The sequence below is a fragment of the Marinospirillum minutulum DSM 6287 genome, assembly GCF_000422325.1.
GTDB lineage: Bacteria > Pseudomonadota > Gammaproteobacteria > Pseudomonadales > Halomonadaceae > Marinospirillum > Marinospirillum minutulum.
Genome location: NZ_AULO01000010.1, coordinates 20,781 through 36,246 on the forward strand (window position 1 = coordinate 20,781; position 15,466 = coordinate 36,246).

The following is a 15,466-nucleotide window of genomic DNA, read 5'->3' on the forward strand; positions in this document are numbered from 1 at the left end:
ATAGCAGGGAAGACACTATGGTTAATCAAACACCCGAACAAAAAGCCCGTGATAATATTGATCTCATGCTTGCTAAGGCTGGCTGGGTGGTGCAGGACAAAAAGAAAATCAATTTTTCTGCTGCACAGGGTATTGCAGTTCGTGAGTATCAAACCGATGTTGGCCCCGCTGATTATGTGCTCTTTGTAGATAATAAAGCCGTAGGTGTCATTGAAGCCAAGCCGGAAACTTGGGGCGAGAAAATCACGACTGTTGAAGACCAATCTCAAGGTTATGCCAATGCCAACTTAAAGTGGGTTAACAACAAAGAAATCTTACGCTTTGTCTATGAAAGCACGGGGGTGATCACACGCTTTACCGATGGTGCAGACCCTCATCCACGTTCACGCGAAGTATTCAATTTTCACCGTCCAGAATCCTTAGCAAGCTGGCTGCGCGAAGCAAAAAGCTTACGTGCTCGTTTGCAAGACATGCCACCATTGCCAACCGATGGCCTGCGCGACTGCCAAATTACCGCTATTACCAACCTTGAACAATCACTTAAAGAAGACAGGCCACGCGCCTTAATTCAAATGGCCACGGGCGCAGGCAAAACCTTTACCGCTATTACGGCCAGCTACCGTTTATTAAAAGAGCCCGTGAGCGCCAAACGCATTTTATTTTTAGTGGATACGAAAAACTTAGGCGAGCAGGCCGAACAAGAGTTTATGACCTTTGTGCCTAATGACGATAATCGTAAATTTACCGAGCTTTACAGCGTGCAGCGTTTAAAAAGCTCGCATATCAGCACCGATTCACAAGTGTATATCAGCACCATTCAACGCATGTATTCCATGCTGAAAGATGAGCCATTAGACGATGCGCTCGAAGAGCAAAATCCTGCTGAACAGTTAACCAAGCCTAAAGATCCGTTGCCCGTGGTCTACAACGCAAAAATTCCGCCTGAGTTTTTCGATGTCATTATTATTGACGAATGCCATCGCTCTATTTATAACCTCTGGCGGCAAGTCATTGAATATTTTGATGCCTATTTGGTAGGTTTGACCGCCACCCCTGATGCGCGTACGTTCGGTTTTTTCCGTAAGAATGTCGTCAGTGAATACAGCCATGAAAAAGCCGTTGCCGATGGTGTAAACGTGGGCAATGAAGTGTTCATTATCGAGACGGAGAAAACCACCCAAGGCGGCAAAATCACCGCCAAGCAGCAGGTTGAAAAGCGTGAACGTACCACGCGCCGCAAACGCTGGGAAATGCAAGACGAGGAGCAAACCTACAGCGCCAAACAGTTGGATCGTGACATTGTAAACCCAGATCAAATTCGTACTGTTATTAAAACTTTTAAAGAAACCTTACCGGTTATTTTTCCTGGGCGCACTGAAGTACCCAAAACCTTAGTATTCGCCAAAACCGACAGCCACGCTGATGATATTATTCAAATCATTCGCGAGGAGTTTGGCGGCAGTAACCAGTTTTGTAAAAAAGTGACCTACCGTGTAGCGAACGATAAATTAGATGCCGAAGGCAAAGTGCTAGAAGAGGGCGAGGACCCTGCGGCCATTCTTGCGCAGCTACGCAATGATTATTACCCACGCATTGCTGTTACCGTCGATATGATCGCCACTGGCACAGATGTTAAAGCACTCGAATGCCTATTATTTATGCGTGATGTAAAAAGCAAAAACTATTTCGAACAAATGAAAGGCCGTGGCACGCGCACCCTCGATAAAGACAGCTTACAAAAAGTAACCCCATCGGCAAAAAGTGCCAAAACCCACTATGTGATTGTCGATGCCATCGGCGTTACTAAATCCATTAAAACTGCCAGCCGGCCACTAATTACCAAACCCAGCGTGGCACTGAAAGATTTAGCCATGGGCGTGATGATGGGCGCGAGCGACAGCGATACGGTGTCATCACTGGCTGGGCGCTTAGCGCGGCTCGATAAACAGCTCGATGACAAAGAGCGTGCCCGTATAGCCAAACAAGCAGGTGGTGTACCTTTATTAGCCATTGTTGGCGAACTGTTTAACGCCATTGATGGCGACCGCGTAGAACAAAAAGCTTTAGAACTTGCTGGTTTGCTCGAAGGCACCGACCCCGGCGATAGCCATCGAGATAAAGCCCAAGCCGAGCTGGTGGGTGAAGTGGCCAAAGTGTTTAATGGCGAACTGATAGAGCTTATTGACAGCATTCGCCGTGATAAAGAACAAACCGTCGTGCACGATGATTTAGATGACCTCATCAAAGCAGAATGGGCAGGCGACACCACAGAAAATGCCAAGGTGCTCACCCAAGAATTTTCCGACTACCTAAAGGAAAAAGCAGCCGAGCAAGCCGACAAAATTGATGCGCTAAGCATTTATTTTCATACCCCCGCGCGGCGCAGCGAAGTCACTTATTCACATATCAAAACCTTACTGGATGTGATTAAACAAGAGCGCCCCAAACTGGCACCGCTGCGTATCTGGCAAGCCTATGCCCACTTAGACAGCTATAAAGGCACAACACCTGTTGCGGAGCTAACCGCTTTAGTCGCTCTGATTCGCCGTGTGTGTGGCATAGACCATAGTATTACGCCGTTTGACGCCACCGTGCGTAAGAATTTCCAACGCTGGATTATGCAATACCACTCAGGCAACAGTGAAAAATTTAATGAACAACAAATGGCGTGGCTGCATATTATTCGCGACCATATCGCCAGCTCGTTTCATTGCGAACGCGAAGACCTAGAAATGGCACCCTTTGACTCACAAGGCGGACTAGGGAAAATGTACCAATTATTTGGGGATAAAATGGACTGGGTTATTGAAGTGATGAATCAGGAGTTGGTGGCGTGATGGAAAATCAAAAAGGGCTACCTAAAGACTGGGAAATCGTAAAGCTTGGTAAGTTTGTGGAGTATCAAAAGGGTAAAAAACCCAAAAAACAGTCCGTTATTAAAAGCGCAGAATACCATCTACCTTATGTTGATATAGAAGCATTTGAACACGGCATTATAAAGTCTTGGACTGATGGCGAAGGTTGTCGTTTATGTAGTGATACTGACTTCCTTATGGTCTGGGATGGCTCACGCTCAGGTCTTGTTGGCAAGGGTCTAAAAGGTGCGTTAGGAAGCACGTTGATGCGATTAAACTTTCCTAGCATGGAAAATCAGTATGCTTATTATTTCTTGCTGTCTAAATATCAAGAAATTAACACTAGAGCTAAGGGAAGTGGCACGCCGCACGTTGATCCAGATCTTTTATGGAACTATGACTTTCCTATACCGCCTTACGACGCACAAAAACTCATAGTAACCAAAATCGAAGAGCTTTTTTCAGAACTCGACAGCGGCATTGCTTCCCTAAAAACCGCCCAAGAACAACTCAAAATTTACCGCCAAGCCCTGCTCAAACACGCCTTTGAAGGCAAACTCACCGAACAATGGCGCAAAGACAACGCCGACCAACTAGAAACCCCAGAACAACTCCTCGCCCGCATCCAAACCGAACGCGAAACCCGCTACCAACAACAACTAGAAGAATGGAAGCAAGCCGTTAAAGACTGGGAAGAAAAAGGCAAAGAAGGGAAAAAGCCGAGCAAGCCAGTCTTGCCAAAAAGCTCTGATGTACATGCAAATGATGCGTACCAGAGAATAGGAGGACTCCCTGCATCATGGGCTTGGTTAAAGTTGTCGGATTTGTTGCAGAATTCGCCACAAAACGGGCTATATAAACCATCCTCATTTTATGGTTTAGGCTGTCAAATTATTAGAATTGACAATTTTTATGACGGGAGAGTAACGGATAAGCAGTCATTAAAAAGATTAGCAGTCACAGATAATGAAAAAGATACATATGGCTTAAAACTAGGTGATTTGATTGTTAACCGTGTTAATAGTATTGAATACCTTGGAAAATCAGCATTGATTCGTAAATTAGACGAACCAATTGTTTTTGAAAGCAATATAATGCGCTGCACTCTTTTATCAAAAACAATTGAACGTGAATTTATCGTGCTGTATTTGAATACTATTATTGGACGTAAAGAACTTTGTAAGAATGCAAAGCATGCGGTCAACCAAGCAAGTATAAATCAAACCGATGTTGGCAATAGTTTTTTACCTATTTGTTCTTTGGCTGAACAACAAGAAATCGTTAATCTGCTAGAAGAAAAACTATCCATCATCGAACGAAATGAAAAGGAAATTGAAGATTCTTTAATCAAAGCAGAACTACTACGACAATCCATACTTAAAAAAGCATTTTCAGGAATGCTTACTAACTTCGATAGCAACATGGAAATACCAAATGAACATAAATAATATAAAAATAAATAGAGTTATTGCGCATGAAGTTGTTAGGGCTAAAGAGCTTGAGCAAAGAGCCCCCATCGAAAGTGAAAATATAATAACGTTAGATAGCAAAGGGAATGAGCTGGTTTCTAAACGCTTAGTTGATACGTTATCTAATGGCAGCCATTGTGTAGAAGTGACAGTAGATGATGAGACTGTTAATACCCCTTTTTACCACGTAGCATTTATGCTTGACAGTACAGATGAAGATTTTATTAAAAGCTCGAAGCATTTATCAAAAGAGTTATCACGGGCACAAACAATAGGATCTATAAAAGCCGGATCAGCAATTTTTATACAAGGCACTTGCCTTGTGGATGATGGTGAAGTTAGGTTTGTTGCTATTATTAAAGCAGACTCTGATCAAGCGTTACAAAAACAGATTCGAGAAGAAGGAATTACTCTTGTTTATATCAACGATATGGTACTTGGGCAGTCCCAAAGGTTATTTAAGATTGCATTTTTTGTAGAAGTTGAAAAAGCAGAGGATAGGCTAAATAGAAGGTCAGAGGATTTTGAAATAAAAATATTCGATCACATGATGCAAAACTCAGGTAGTGGTGATGCTGCATCTTATTTTTATTCATCATTTCTTAAATGTAAGCTATCTCATAATGCTTCTAGGCAAACTAAAGAGTTTTATGAAGTAACGAGAAGTTTTATAGATACTCTTCCAATAGAGCAATCAGAAAAAGTAGAACTTAAAGGCGATGTTATTTCTTATCTAAGGAGTAACAAAGAAATAATCTCTCCTAGAGAGTTTGCAAAAGATGTGTTGCCTGTTGATCAACAAGACAAATTTATTAATTTATGTAATGAAAAGAAAATAGGACAATCTATATCCAAGGATCTCTCGCTTTTAAAAGGAAAGCTTCGAAGACAGTCTGTTAAATTTGTATCGGGGGTGACACTTTATGCCTCACCAGCTATTTTTAAGGAGTCAGTAAAGGTTGGTGTTTTTTTAGATGGCTGGACTGATATTAAAATTAAAGGAAAGGTTGAGTCTGGCGTATGAATGAGTTTGAGCTTAGAAAAGCGTACGAGGCTCGCAAACCTATACTTGAAAAGTATGGGCAATGGGTCACTGAAACTATTATTTCTGGGCTTTCTGATAAGTTAGGCTCTGCTGCTAAAGTCGAGGTTTTTTTCCAAATATGGCCTAAACCAAGAGTTAAAAAAACGGATTCATTCCTTGAAAAAGCTTTAATAAGAAAGCCAAAAGAAGATCCTCTTGAGGAAGTAACCGATCAAGTTGGTGTTAGATTTATAGTGCTACTTTTGGAAGATGTTTCTCTAATCGGAGAAGTTATTAGTTCAATAAGCTCGTGGTCTTTCTCAAAAGATAGAGACTACGAAAAAGAACGATTAGAAAGACCAGACTACTTTGCTTATCAATCCGACCATTATGTCTTAAAAAACAATGAGGTTTTTTCTTTTGAAGGGGTGTCTATACCAGTAGGAGTGAACTGTGAAGTTCAAGTAAGAACTATTCTTCAACATGCTTATGCTGAAATGGCTCATAGTAGTGACTATAAACCATCTATTAAGCTTCCAGAAGATGATAAGAAAAAAATAAGGCGCTCTCTTGCAAAAGGCGCAGCACTTATAGAAACAACAGATGATGTTTTTAGAGAAATTAAAGATAGTTTTCTTGCTTATGACAAAACTTTGAAAACTGTTCTAGATGTTTCGTCAAAAATATATTCAGAATTAACAGGTGAGCAGATTCTTTCCGAAAGTCGTTTGAGCCTCCTTATTGCTGATAGCTATAGAGATGAGTTATCTAAAGTTACAGCAAAAACACTTGAAGAATGGTATGAAAAGAAAAGGTGGATTGGTCAAGTAATAAGAGATAAAAGAAATCAATCAGTTTTTTATCGTGATTCAGTTGTTATTTTCTTAGGATGGTTAGTTAGTAATTATCAAATGACTATGCCTAGGAAGTGGCCGCTGGATTCTAAGTATCTTGAAGATATATATACAGTTTTTGGTGTTTCTACAGATGGGATATTTTAATGAGTGTAGAGCTATCGACAATTAAACTCCCCATCAACCTACTCCAGCAACGCACTATCGAAAGCGAGCGTGTGGAATACAAAGGAGGTTGGAACCTGTAGGTGTTATCCGTATCCTTTCGGCTTTTGCCAATGGTCGTCATGATTTTAGTCTGGTTATATAGTGGTTAGTAAAGTTAAAAAAATAGCTGTAAAGTATTTGTAATCACCCTTATAGGGTTGCTGAAGTTTCTCAGCTATAATTAGGCTTCAGCTGAGAGGATCATCCAATGGCTAGCGCAAATCAACTTAAAGCATTGCTTCAGTCACATTTGGAAGGCGACGATGCTCGCTTTTATTCTGTGGCGATGCAGGTTGCTGCCCATGAAGCAAAGCTCGGGCATGGCAAACTTGCTGAAGAGCTGCGTGACTTAATTGATCAAGCTAAAGCGCGCCGAATGGCCACGCAAGCAAGTAATACGGTGCCTATAAGCAAGCCTCGTGGTGAACTAGCTAATTTATTAACCGTTAGCTATCCAAAATCACGTCTTGCTGACATGGTGCTGCATGCTGAGTTAGAACAGCAGCTTGAACGTATTATTCTTGAGCAGCGTCATGCTGCCGAGATTTTGTCTCAAGGTTTGCAACCTCGCCGAAAACTATTACTGGTTGGCCCACCTGGTACTGGCAAAACTATGACGGCAGCGGTATTGGCTGGTGAGTTAGGCTTACCTCTCTTCGAAGTACGTCTCGATGGTTTAATCACAAAGTTTATGGGTGAAACGGCAGCCAAACTTCGTCAGGTCTTTGATTCGACCCAACAAACTCGTGGAGTGTATTTTTTCGATGAATTTGATGCTATAGGCTCGCAGCGTGGCTTGAGTAATGATGTGGGTGAAGTCAGGCGTATTTTAAATAGTTTTTTGCAAATGATTGAACAAGACGATTCGCATAGTTTAATTATAGGCGCAACTAACCATCCGGAAATTCTAGACAATGCACTTTTCCGTCGCTTTGATGACCTTTTGCACTATGAGCTGCCAGATGAAGAGCATATTGCCAGCGCATTAAAAGGCCGACTTTCGCGTATGGCGGTTAAAAATACGTCTTGGAAACGCCTTGCCAAAAAAGCGCTAGGGCTTAGCTATGCAGAGTTAACTAGAGCAGCAGATGAGGTGTTAAAAACCGCTTTGATAGAGCGCAGAAATACGGTTACAGAAAAAGATATTGGTGTGGCTTTAGAGGAAAGGCGCAGACTTTCGGCACGGTTAAATTACAAAGATATTTAAGGATAAGGATGTCTGATGGCTGACAATAAACAGGAAAAATACTCGCATATTGTTTTGCAAGCAAAAGCCAGTGCCGAACGCTTTAGTAGGCCATCACGCAAAATTGATCCTAAACCTATGGTGGGTAGAGATCGAACTAGACATGGTTCTGCGTTAATAACTCAAGTGCAGAATCTAGAAGCAACGTTTGCACAAGCCGCACAAGTACAGCGTGGTGCAGGCATGGATGAAGGCTTCGGTTTGCAAATTGAGTTTGAAAGTTTTCCAGATATTGAATTAGCTTTTGAATCGTTGGCAAGTGAACGTTCTGGTATCGAGCTACGCAATGTTCGTCGTGATGAGAATAAAGTTCTAGCTACAGTTTTTGTGCCTGAAGGTAGGCTAGCTTTTTTCGAGAAGCTAATTCTTGCCTATCTAGATGAGGGCAAAGATACTGAAAAAGGTCCTAAAAATCGCAAGTTATTGAATGCTATAGCCGAGATACGCGCAGCAACCTTACAGTCATTATGGACAGATACACCAGAGTCGATGCCAGTGTCAGACACTGAAACGCTTTGGTGGGAAGTATGGTTGCCAGTTAAAAAGGATAGGCAAGCTGTTACCGCGCAATTTCGCGAAATGGCAGAAAGTTTAGGGTTTGAGTTGGCTGCGGGAGAGTTGATATTCCCTGAGCGAACAGTGCTTCTCGTTTACGGTTCCGTTGGACAAATAAAACGCTCAATGATGACGCTAAATAGCATTGCTGAGTTACGTAGGGCAAAAGAAACGGCTGATTTTTTTGATTCACTAGCACCTAGTGAGCAACCAGAGTGGTCGAATGAGTTAGATGCCAGATTAACAATGCCTTTTGAGGGTGCAGATGTTCCTTATATCTGTGTACTGGATACAGGTGTTAATAATGGCCACCCACTGTTACGGCAAGCTTTAGCAAGAACCGATTTACATACTGTTGAGCCGGGATGGGGAGTGAATGATCAGCACGGACACGGCACTGAAATGGCTGGTGTCGCATTGTTTGGCGATTTGACTGACGCACTAGTAACGACACAGCTAATTACTATTGAGCATCGTTTGGAGTCAGTAAAGCTTTTACCTTTGAATGGCGCTAATAGTTCTAATGCGCAACATCATGGCTATCTCACAGTAGAAGCAGTTTCTAGACCAGCGGTTATAGCTCCAAACCGTAAACGTCTTTTTAGTATGGCGGTTACAGCTAAAGATAATCGTGATAGAGGGCGACCTTCAGCATGGTCGGCAAGCATCGACAGACTAACCTCTGATGCGGATGAACAGGGTAAAGAGCCAAAATTATTTATTGTTTCTGCAGGTAACATTGATGATCCAAATGCTTGGTTAGATTACCCCAATAGTAATACAACCGATGGCATCCATGATCCAGCACAAGCTTGGAATGCATTAACAGTAGGGGCAATGACAAACTTGGTAAATATTACCGAGTCTGGTACTCAGAATTATCAACCAATTGCTCCCTTTGGTGGTTTGAGTCCTTTTAGTACAACCTCGCAAACTTGGCAGCCGCATTGGCCACTAAAACCTGATGTGGTATTTGAGGGTGGCAATGCTGCTAAAGACAGGCTTGGAGCAGCTTGGATGCCAAGCTTAAGCGTATTAACCACTAATGCAAAAATTAATGAGCGGTTGTTTACCACTACCAATGCAACCAGTGCCGCTTCAGCAGCTGCTGCGCGGATGGCTGCTCAGCTAATGAGTCATTACCCTGAGCTTTGGCCAGAAACAATTCGAGGGTTAATGGTGCACTCTGCTGAATGGACTCAAGCAATGAAAGACGTGTTTTTATCCACTAAAGGTCAGCCAAACAAAACGCAGATAGCTAACTTGATACGCCACTGTGGCTTTGGGGAGCCTAGCATCGAGCGTGCCTTATGGAGTGCAAATAATTCTTTAACTTTGGTGTGTGAAGATTATTTGCATCCCTTTATGCGCGAGGGTAGTGCCGCACCAAAATACAAGGATATGAACCTGCACAATTTGCCTTGGCCGCTGGATGAGCTGGAGTCGTTAGGTAACACAGAGGTAGAGATGCGGGTAACACTCTCTTACTTTATTGAGCCTAATCCGTCAGCTCGTGGTGTAACTTCTCGGTATCGTTATGAGTCGCATGGTTTACGTTTTGAGGTAAAGCGTCCGCTCGAAAGCACACAAGATTTTAGAGCGCGAATTAATGCTAAAGCCCGAGAAGATGTGATCTATACATCTAGTGGTGATAGCGACCCTGCTTGGGTAGTTGGCACTTCAAACCGACATAAAGGCTCGCTGCATTCTGATATATGGAAAGGTAGCGCTGCGGAATTGGCGAGTAGGGGTGAGATTGCTATTTACCCATCCTCAGGATGGTGGAAAAGTAGGCAAGCGCTTAAGCAGTATGAGCGCGCTGTACGTTACTCTCTGATAGTATCGATTAAAGCTCCAGAAGTTGATGTTGATCTCTATACCCCTATAGCCAATAAAGTGTCCTTGCCTATTTTGCTACCGGTCTAGGCAGTCCTTTAAACTACAGCAGTTAATCTATGAGCAAACTCCCCATCAACTTAACCAACCTTCTTCACCAACGCACGATCGAAAGTGAGCGGGTGGAATACAAAGCAGGTTGGAATCCAGAAAGCGTTATCCACACGCTTTCTGCCTTTGCTAATGATTTTCATAATCTCGGTGGCGGTTATGTGGTGATCGGGGTGGCAGAGGACAACGGTCAACCTGTGTTGCCGCCCGTGGGCTTAGCGCCAGAACAAATCGATACCATTCAAAAAGAGTTGTTGAATTTGGGTAACTCAGCTATTCAGCCGCCTTACCATCCGCTTACCGCAGTTTACGAGATTGAGGGTAAACATATATTAGTGCTGTGGGCGTTTGGTGGCGAAACACGTCCTTATAAGGCCAAGGTCAGTTTGAGTCAGAAGAAATCCGACTGGGCTTATTATGTTCGCAAACATACCAGTACGGTGAAAGCGACAGGCGAGACAGAGCGCGAGCTGATTTCTTTGGCGGCAACCGTGCCTTTTGATGACCGTTATAAACAAACCGCAAAGCTGGATGATTTAGCACCGCACCTCATTCGTGAGTTTCTCACCGAAATCGGCAGTGATTTAGCTAAAAATGCTGCGAATATGTCAGTGGAGCAGTTGGCGCGGCGTTTGAATATTGTCGGTGGGCCGCCTGAGGCACTATTTCCTAAAAATGTAGACTTGCTGTTCTTCAATCCGCATCCAGAGCAGTTTTTCCCCGTTACGCAAATTGATGTGGTGTACTTCCCCGAAGGTGCGGGTGGTGATCATTTTGAAGAGAAAGTTTTTAAAGGGCCGCTTGGGCGCATTACCCGCGATGTCTTGAGTTATATTGAAGCGCAGTATTTAAAAGAGTTTGTGGTAAAGCACCCAGACCGTGCCGAAGCGGAACGCTTTTGGAATTTCCCTTACGCAGCCATTGAAGAGGCGGTGGTGAATGCGGTGTATCACCGTTCGTATGAAATTCGCGAGCCAATAGAAGTACGTATTTATAAGCATGAACTAATGGTGCTAAGTTTTCCTGGCCCTGACCGTTCTATTAAATTAGCCGACTTGCAGCAAGGTAATGCGGTTAGCCGCCGTTATCGCAATCGCCGCATTGGTGAATTTTTGAAAGAGCTGGATTTAACCGAAGGCCGCTCCACAGGTCTGCCTAAAATGTTCGATAAAATGGCACGCAACGGCTCGCCTAAACCTATTTTTGAAACCGACGAAGACCGCACTTATTTTTTAGTTCGCCTACCTGTGCATGAGAAAGTGGCGGAGCTTGAGCTGGCTAGTGAACAACCTACCCTGGAAGTCACCGCGGAAGTCACCGCGGAAGTCACAGATGAATTGGTAGCGCTTTTGAACGTGTTTAAAGGCGAGATGACGCGCACGGAGTTAATGCACGAATTGAGTCTAAAACATGCCGAGCACTTCAGGCTTCATTATTTGAATAAAGGGCTAGAGCTTGAGCTAATCGAAATGACAATTCCCGACAAGCCACGTAGCCGCTTACAAAAATACCGTTTAACCCCACTAGGCAAGCAGGTGCTTGCTGCTAAGGAAGATTATTAATGAATACTGCTTCAATCGTTTCCAGAGTCTGGAGTTTTTGCACTACCTTGCGTGATGACGGTGTGGGCTATGGTGATTACCTAGAGCAACTGACTTACCTGATCTTTTTAAAGATGGCCGATGAGTACAGCAAGCCGCCCTACAGCCGTGATGTGGGTATTCCTCAGCAATACAACTGGCAAGCGTTAACCAGCAAAAAAGGCGCAGAGCTTGAAGTGCTATACGTGGAGATTTTACGCGAACTGGGCAAGCACAAAGGCATGTTAGGGCAGATTTTCACCAAGGCACAAAATAAAATTCAGGATCCTGCCAAGCTGTTTCGCTTAATCGACATGATTGATAGTACCAGCTGGCTGGTGATGGGCGCTGATGTTAAGGGCGATATTTACGAAGGCATACTGGAGCGCAACGCAGAAGATACTAAATCAGGTGCGGGGCAGTATTTTACACCACGTTCATTAATTCGTGCCATGGTGGAATGTGTACAGCCTGAACCTAATAAAACCATTGCTGACCCATCCTGCGGTACAGGTGGCTTTTTTCTTGCTGCCTATGACTTCTTGAATAACCCTGAAAATTATCAGTTAGATAGAGACCAGAAGCATTTCCTGAAGCACAAGACTTTTTTCGGTAATGAAATTGTCGCTAACACGCGCCGCCTGTGTTTGATGAATATGTTTTTGCATAACATTGGTGAGATAGACGGTGAAAGCTTAGTGTCTCCCAACGATGCGCTTATTGCGCCTAGTCCGGTCAGCGTCGATTATGTGTTGGCTAATCCACCGTTTGGTAAGAAAAGCTCGATGAGTTTTACCAACGACGAAGGTGAGCAAGAAACAGAAGACCTAACCTATAACCGCCAAGATTTTTGGGCAACAACCTCGAACAAGCAGCTTAACTTTGTGCAGCATATTCGCAGTATGTTAAAAACCACAGGCAAAGCCGCTATTGTTGTGCCAGACAATGTTTTGTTTGAGGGCGGTGCGGGTGAGATTATCCGTAAAAAGTTGCTAGAAAATACCAAGCTGCATACTATTTTGCGTTTACCGACAGGCATTTTTTATGCGCAAGGTGTGAAAGCTAACGTATTATTTTTTGATAACCAAGCGGCCAGTCCAGAGCCTTGGACAAAAGACGTTTGGTTCTACGATTACCGCACCAATATTCACCACACCTTAAAAAGAAAACCGCTGCGCTTTGAAGATTTAACTGATTTTATCACGTGTTATAACCCTGAAAATATAAACGCCCGTACTGAAACCTGGCATGCAGAGAATAACCCTGATGGGCGCTGGCGTAAGTATAGTTATGAAGAACTGATAATACGCGATAAAACCAGCTTGGATATTTTCTGGTTAAAAGATAAAAGCCTGACAGATTTAGATAATCTGCCAGAGCCGGATGACCTAGCCGAAGAGATCATTGAAAACCTAGAAGCAGGATTAAATAGCTTTAGAGAGGTTTTAGCTGGTTTGGCGAGCAAAGGTTAGTAAATAAGGCTTAATCCACCAATTCAATTTCTAAGCTATCTAGCAATCTAGTCGCTTCAAAACGGCTAAATTTTGCATGTTTAATTTCATTTCGATAAACATCAATAGCGTAGTTAGTTGCTTCTGCAAAGTCGGCACTGGTTAGATTAGTATTGCTAAACAAGCTGTTAGTTAAGTCGGTATAGGTGAAGCTTGAATTGCTAAAATCACCTTCCCTAAAATCTACGCTATGGGCTTTGCATTCTTCTAGCACTTAAACAAGTTTGCCACTAGAACATAAAAAAGCCCAGCCAAACACTTTACGTTGGCTGGGCTTTAGTTTTGCTAAGTTAGAGTTTAAGCCTTGTGGTAAATTTTCGCTCCCGTGGCTAAGAACTCTTTGGATTTTTCTATCATGCCTTCTTGTGCTTGGGCGTTAATTGCTGCTACTTGCTTTTCATCTAAATCACGCACTTCTTGGCTTATTTTCATGGAGCAGAATTTAGGGCCGCACATGGAGCAGAAGTGAGCAACTTTGGCTGAGTCTTTAGGTAGCGTTTCATCATGGAAACTACGCGCTGTATCTGGGTCTAAACCTAGGTTGAACTGGTCTTCCCAACGAAATTCAAACCTTGCTTTAGAAAGGGCGTTATCACGACGCTGTGCCGCTGGGTGGCCTTTAGCTAAATCCGCTGCATGGGCAGCTATTTTGTAGGTGATAATGCCGGTTTTTACATCATCTTTATTCGGCAAGCCTAAGTGTTCTTTGGGCGTAACATAACAAAGCATGGCACAACCGTACCAAGCAATCATGGCCGCACCTATGCCGGAAGTAATGTGGTCGTAACCCGGTGCAATGTCGGTAGTTAAAGGGCCAAGCGTATAGAAAGGCGCTTCATCACAGCATTCTAGCTGCTTGTCCATATTTTCTTTAATTAAGTGCATAGGCACATGCCCTGGGCCTTCAATCATCACCTGCACATCGTATTTCCACGCCACTTTAGTTAGCTCGCCAAGGGTTTCTAGTTCGCTAAACTGGGCTTCATCGTTGGCATCGGCAATCGAGCCGGGGCGCAAACCATCGCCCAAAGAAAGCGCAATATCGTACTGGGTACAAATTTCACAAATTTCTTCAAAATGCGTGTAAAGAAAACTTTCTTTATGATGCGCTAAACACCATTTCGCCATTATCGAACCACCACGGGAAACAATGCCGGTTAAGCGTTTTGCAGTCAGGGGTACATAGCGCAGCAACACGCCTGAGTGAATGGTGAAATAATCCACACCCTGTTCGGCTTGCTCAATCAGTGTGTCACGGAAGATTTCCCAAGTGAGGTCTTCAGCGACGCCATTTACTTTTTCTAGCGCTTGGTAAATGGGCACAGTGCCCACGGGTACGGGCGAGTTACGAATAATCCACTCACGGGTTTCGTGAATGTGCTTGCCAGTGGATAAATCCATTATAGTGTCGGAACCCCAGCGAATCCCCCAAGTCATCTTGGCCACTTCTTCTTCAATGGAAGAACCCAAAGCTGAGTTACCGATATTGCCGTTAATTTTTACTAGGAAATTACGCCCAATAATCATTGGCTCGGTTTCTGGGTGATTAATGTTGCAAGGAATAATTGCCCGACCTTTTGCCACTTCTTCACGTACAAACTCAGCCGTTATTTCTTGTGGAATGGCTGCACCAAATGACTGGCCTGGATGCTGTTGCCCTAGCAGTTCTTCTACTGCTTCAGTGCCTAGTTCATAACGCTGCTGGTTTTCACGCAGGGCGATAAACTCCATTTCTGGAGTAATAATACCTTGGCGTGCATAGTGCAGCTGGGTAACATTTTTACCCGACTTAGCGCGGCGGGGTTGGCGTTTCAGGTTAAATCTTAGGGCTTCTAAAGTCGGGTCTTGGCTGCGGCGTTTACCAAAGTCACTGGTAGGTGCGTCAAGCAGTTCAGTGTCTTGGCGTTCTTCAATCCACTTGGCTCGTAACGCTTCTAAGCCTTGGCGAATATCTATCTTGGCTGCTGGGTCGGTGTAAGGGCCAGAGGTGTCATAAACCAAAATATCAGGATTTTTTTCTTCGCCTGAATCGGTGGCAGTGATTGCTTGGCTAATGGAGCGAAAAGGCACACGAATATCAGGGCGTGAGCCTTCTAAATAAATTTTACGGGAATTGGGTAAGGGTTGGACGCTGGCCGAATCGACTTGCGCGGTTTCTTTTAAATGCTGGCTGGTAAAGTTGGTTTCAACTAGCGAGGTTTCTGGCTTGTTCATTGAG

General features: G+C 43.6%; 10 protein-coding genes. 8 read left to right on the forward strand and 2 right to left on the reverse strand.

Features of this window, described 5'->3' with window-relative positions:
* Positions 1-17: 17 nt before the first annotated feature.
* The 8 genes from H571_RS0103670 to H571_RS0103705 all read left to right on the forward strand — a co-directional run bounded on the left by H571_RS0103670 (position 18) and on the right by H571_RS0103705 (position 13,209).
* Positions 18-2,837, forward strand: a complete 2,820-nt coding sequence (locus tag H571_RS0103670) for a type I restriction endonuclease subunit R (RefSeq protein WP_027848132.1) — start codon at positions 18-20, stop codon at positions 2,835-2,837.
* Positions 2,837-4,303, forward strand: coding sequence for a restriction endonuclease subunit S (locus H571_RS14080; RefSeq protein ID WP_051168128.1), 1,467 nt, complete (start codon positions 2,837-2,839; stop codon positions 4,301-4,303). The genes H571_RS0103670 and H571_RS14080 overlap by 1 nt, the downstream gene beginning before the upstream one ends.
* Positions 4,290-5,348, forward strand: coding sequence for a nucleoid-associated protein (locus H571_RS0103680; protein ID WP_027848133.1), 1,059 nt, complete (start codon positions 4,290-4,292; stop codon positions 5,346-5,348). Before H571_RS14080 ends, H571_RS0103680 begins: the two co-directional genes overlap by 14 nt.
* Positions 5,345-6,349: a GTP pyrophosphokinase gene (locus H571_RS0103685; protein WP_027848134.1), complete on the forward strand. Its 1,005-nt coding sequence runs from the start codon at positions 5,345-5,347 to the stop codon at positions 6,347-6,349. The genes H571_RS0103680 and H571_RS0103685 overlap by 4 nt, the downstream gene beginning before the upstream one ends.
* Positions 6,350-6,617: 268 nt before the next feature.
* Positions 6,618-7,616, forward strand: a complete 999-nt coding sequence (locus H571_RS0103690; protein ID WP_027848135.1) for an AAA family ATPase — start codon at positions 6,618-6,620, stop codon at positions 7,614-7,616.
* 15 nt (positions 7,617-7,631) lie between these two features.
* On the forward strand, positions 7,632-10,136 hold the full coding sequence (locus tag H571_RS0103695; protein WP_027848136.1) for a S8 family peptidase: 2,505 nt from the start codon (positions 7,632-7,634) through the stop codon (positions 10,134-10,136).
* Positions 10,137-10,165: 29 nt separating this feature from the next.
* Positions 10,166-11,719 (forward strand): Fic family protein, encoded by a 1,554-nt coding sequence (locus H571_RS0103700; RefSeq protein ID WP_027848137.1) that lies wholly within the window; start codon positions 10,166-10,168, stop codon positions 11,717-11,719.
* Entirely contained in the window at positions 11,719-13,209 is a 1,491-nt protein-coding gene (locus H571_RS0103705) for a class I SAM-dependent DNA methyltransferase (RefSeq protein WP_027848138.1), read from the forward strand. Before H571_RS0103700 ends, H571_RS0103705 begins: the two co-directional genes overlap by 1 nt.
* A 10-nt stretch (positions 13,210-13,219) precedes the next feature.
* On the opposite strand, the gene H571_RS14085 is transcribed toward H571_RS0103705, so the two are convergent.
* The gene (locus H571_RS14085) at positions 13,220-13,462 is read right to left on the reverse strand and encodes a pentapeptide repeat-containing protein (protein ID WP_084482651.1); all 243 of its coding nucleotides are present in this window, start codon (positions 13,460-13,462) and stop codon (positions 13,220-13,222) included.
* Positions 13,463-13,545: 83 nt separating this feature from the next.
* Positions 13,546-15,462, reverse strand: a complete 1,917-nt coding sequence (gene thiC / locus H571_RS0103715) for a phosphomethylpyrimidine synthase ThiC (protein ID WP_027848139.1) — start codon at positions 15,460-15,462, stop codon at positions 13,546-13,548.
* Positions 15,463-15,466: the final 4 nt, after the last annotated feature.

Coding starts and splice junctions, on each gene's coding strand:
- H571_RS0103705 (WP_027848138.1), top strand. CDS start 11,719: ATGAATACTGCTTCAATCGTTTCCAGAGTCTGGAGTTTTTGCACTACC.
- H571_RS0103690 (WP_027848135.1), top strand. CDS start 6,618: ATGGCTAGCGCAAATCAACTTAAAGCATTGCTTCAGTCACATTTGGAA.
- thiC (WP_027848139.1), bottom strand. CDS start 15,462: ATGAACAAGCCAGAAACCTCGCTAGTTGAAACCAACTTTACCAGCCAG.
- H571_RS0103670 (WP_027848132.1), top strand. CDS start 18: ATGGTTAATCAAACACCCGAACAAAAAGCCCGTGATAATATTGATCTC.
- H571_RS0103695 (WP_027848136.1), top strand. CDS start 7,632: ATGGCTGACAATAAACAGGAAAAATACTCGCATATTGTTTTGCAAGCA.
- H571_RS0103685 (WP_027848134.1), top strand. CDS start 5,345: ATGAATGAGTTTGAGCTTAGAAAAGCGTACGAGGCTCGCAAACCTATA.
- H571_RS0103680 (WP_027848133.1), top strand. CDS start 4,290: ATGAACATAAATAATATAAAAATAAATAGAGTTATTGCGCATGAAGTT.
- H571_RS14080 (WP_051168128.1), top strand. CDS start 2,837: ATGGAAAATCAAAAAGGGCTACCTAAAGACTGGGAAATCGTAAAGCTT.
- H571_RS0103700 (WP_027848137.1), top strand. CDS start 10,166: ATGAGCAAACTCCCCATCAACTTAACCAACCTTCTTCACCAACGCACG.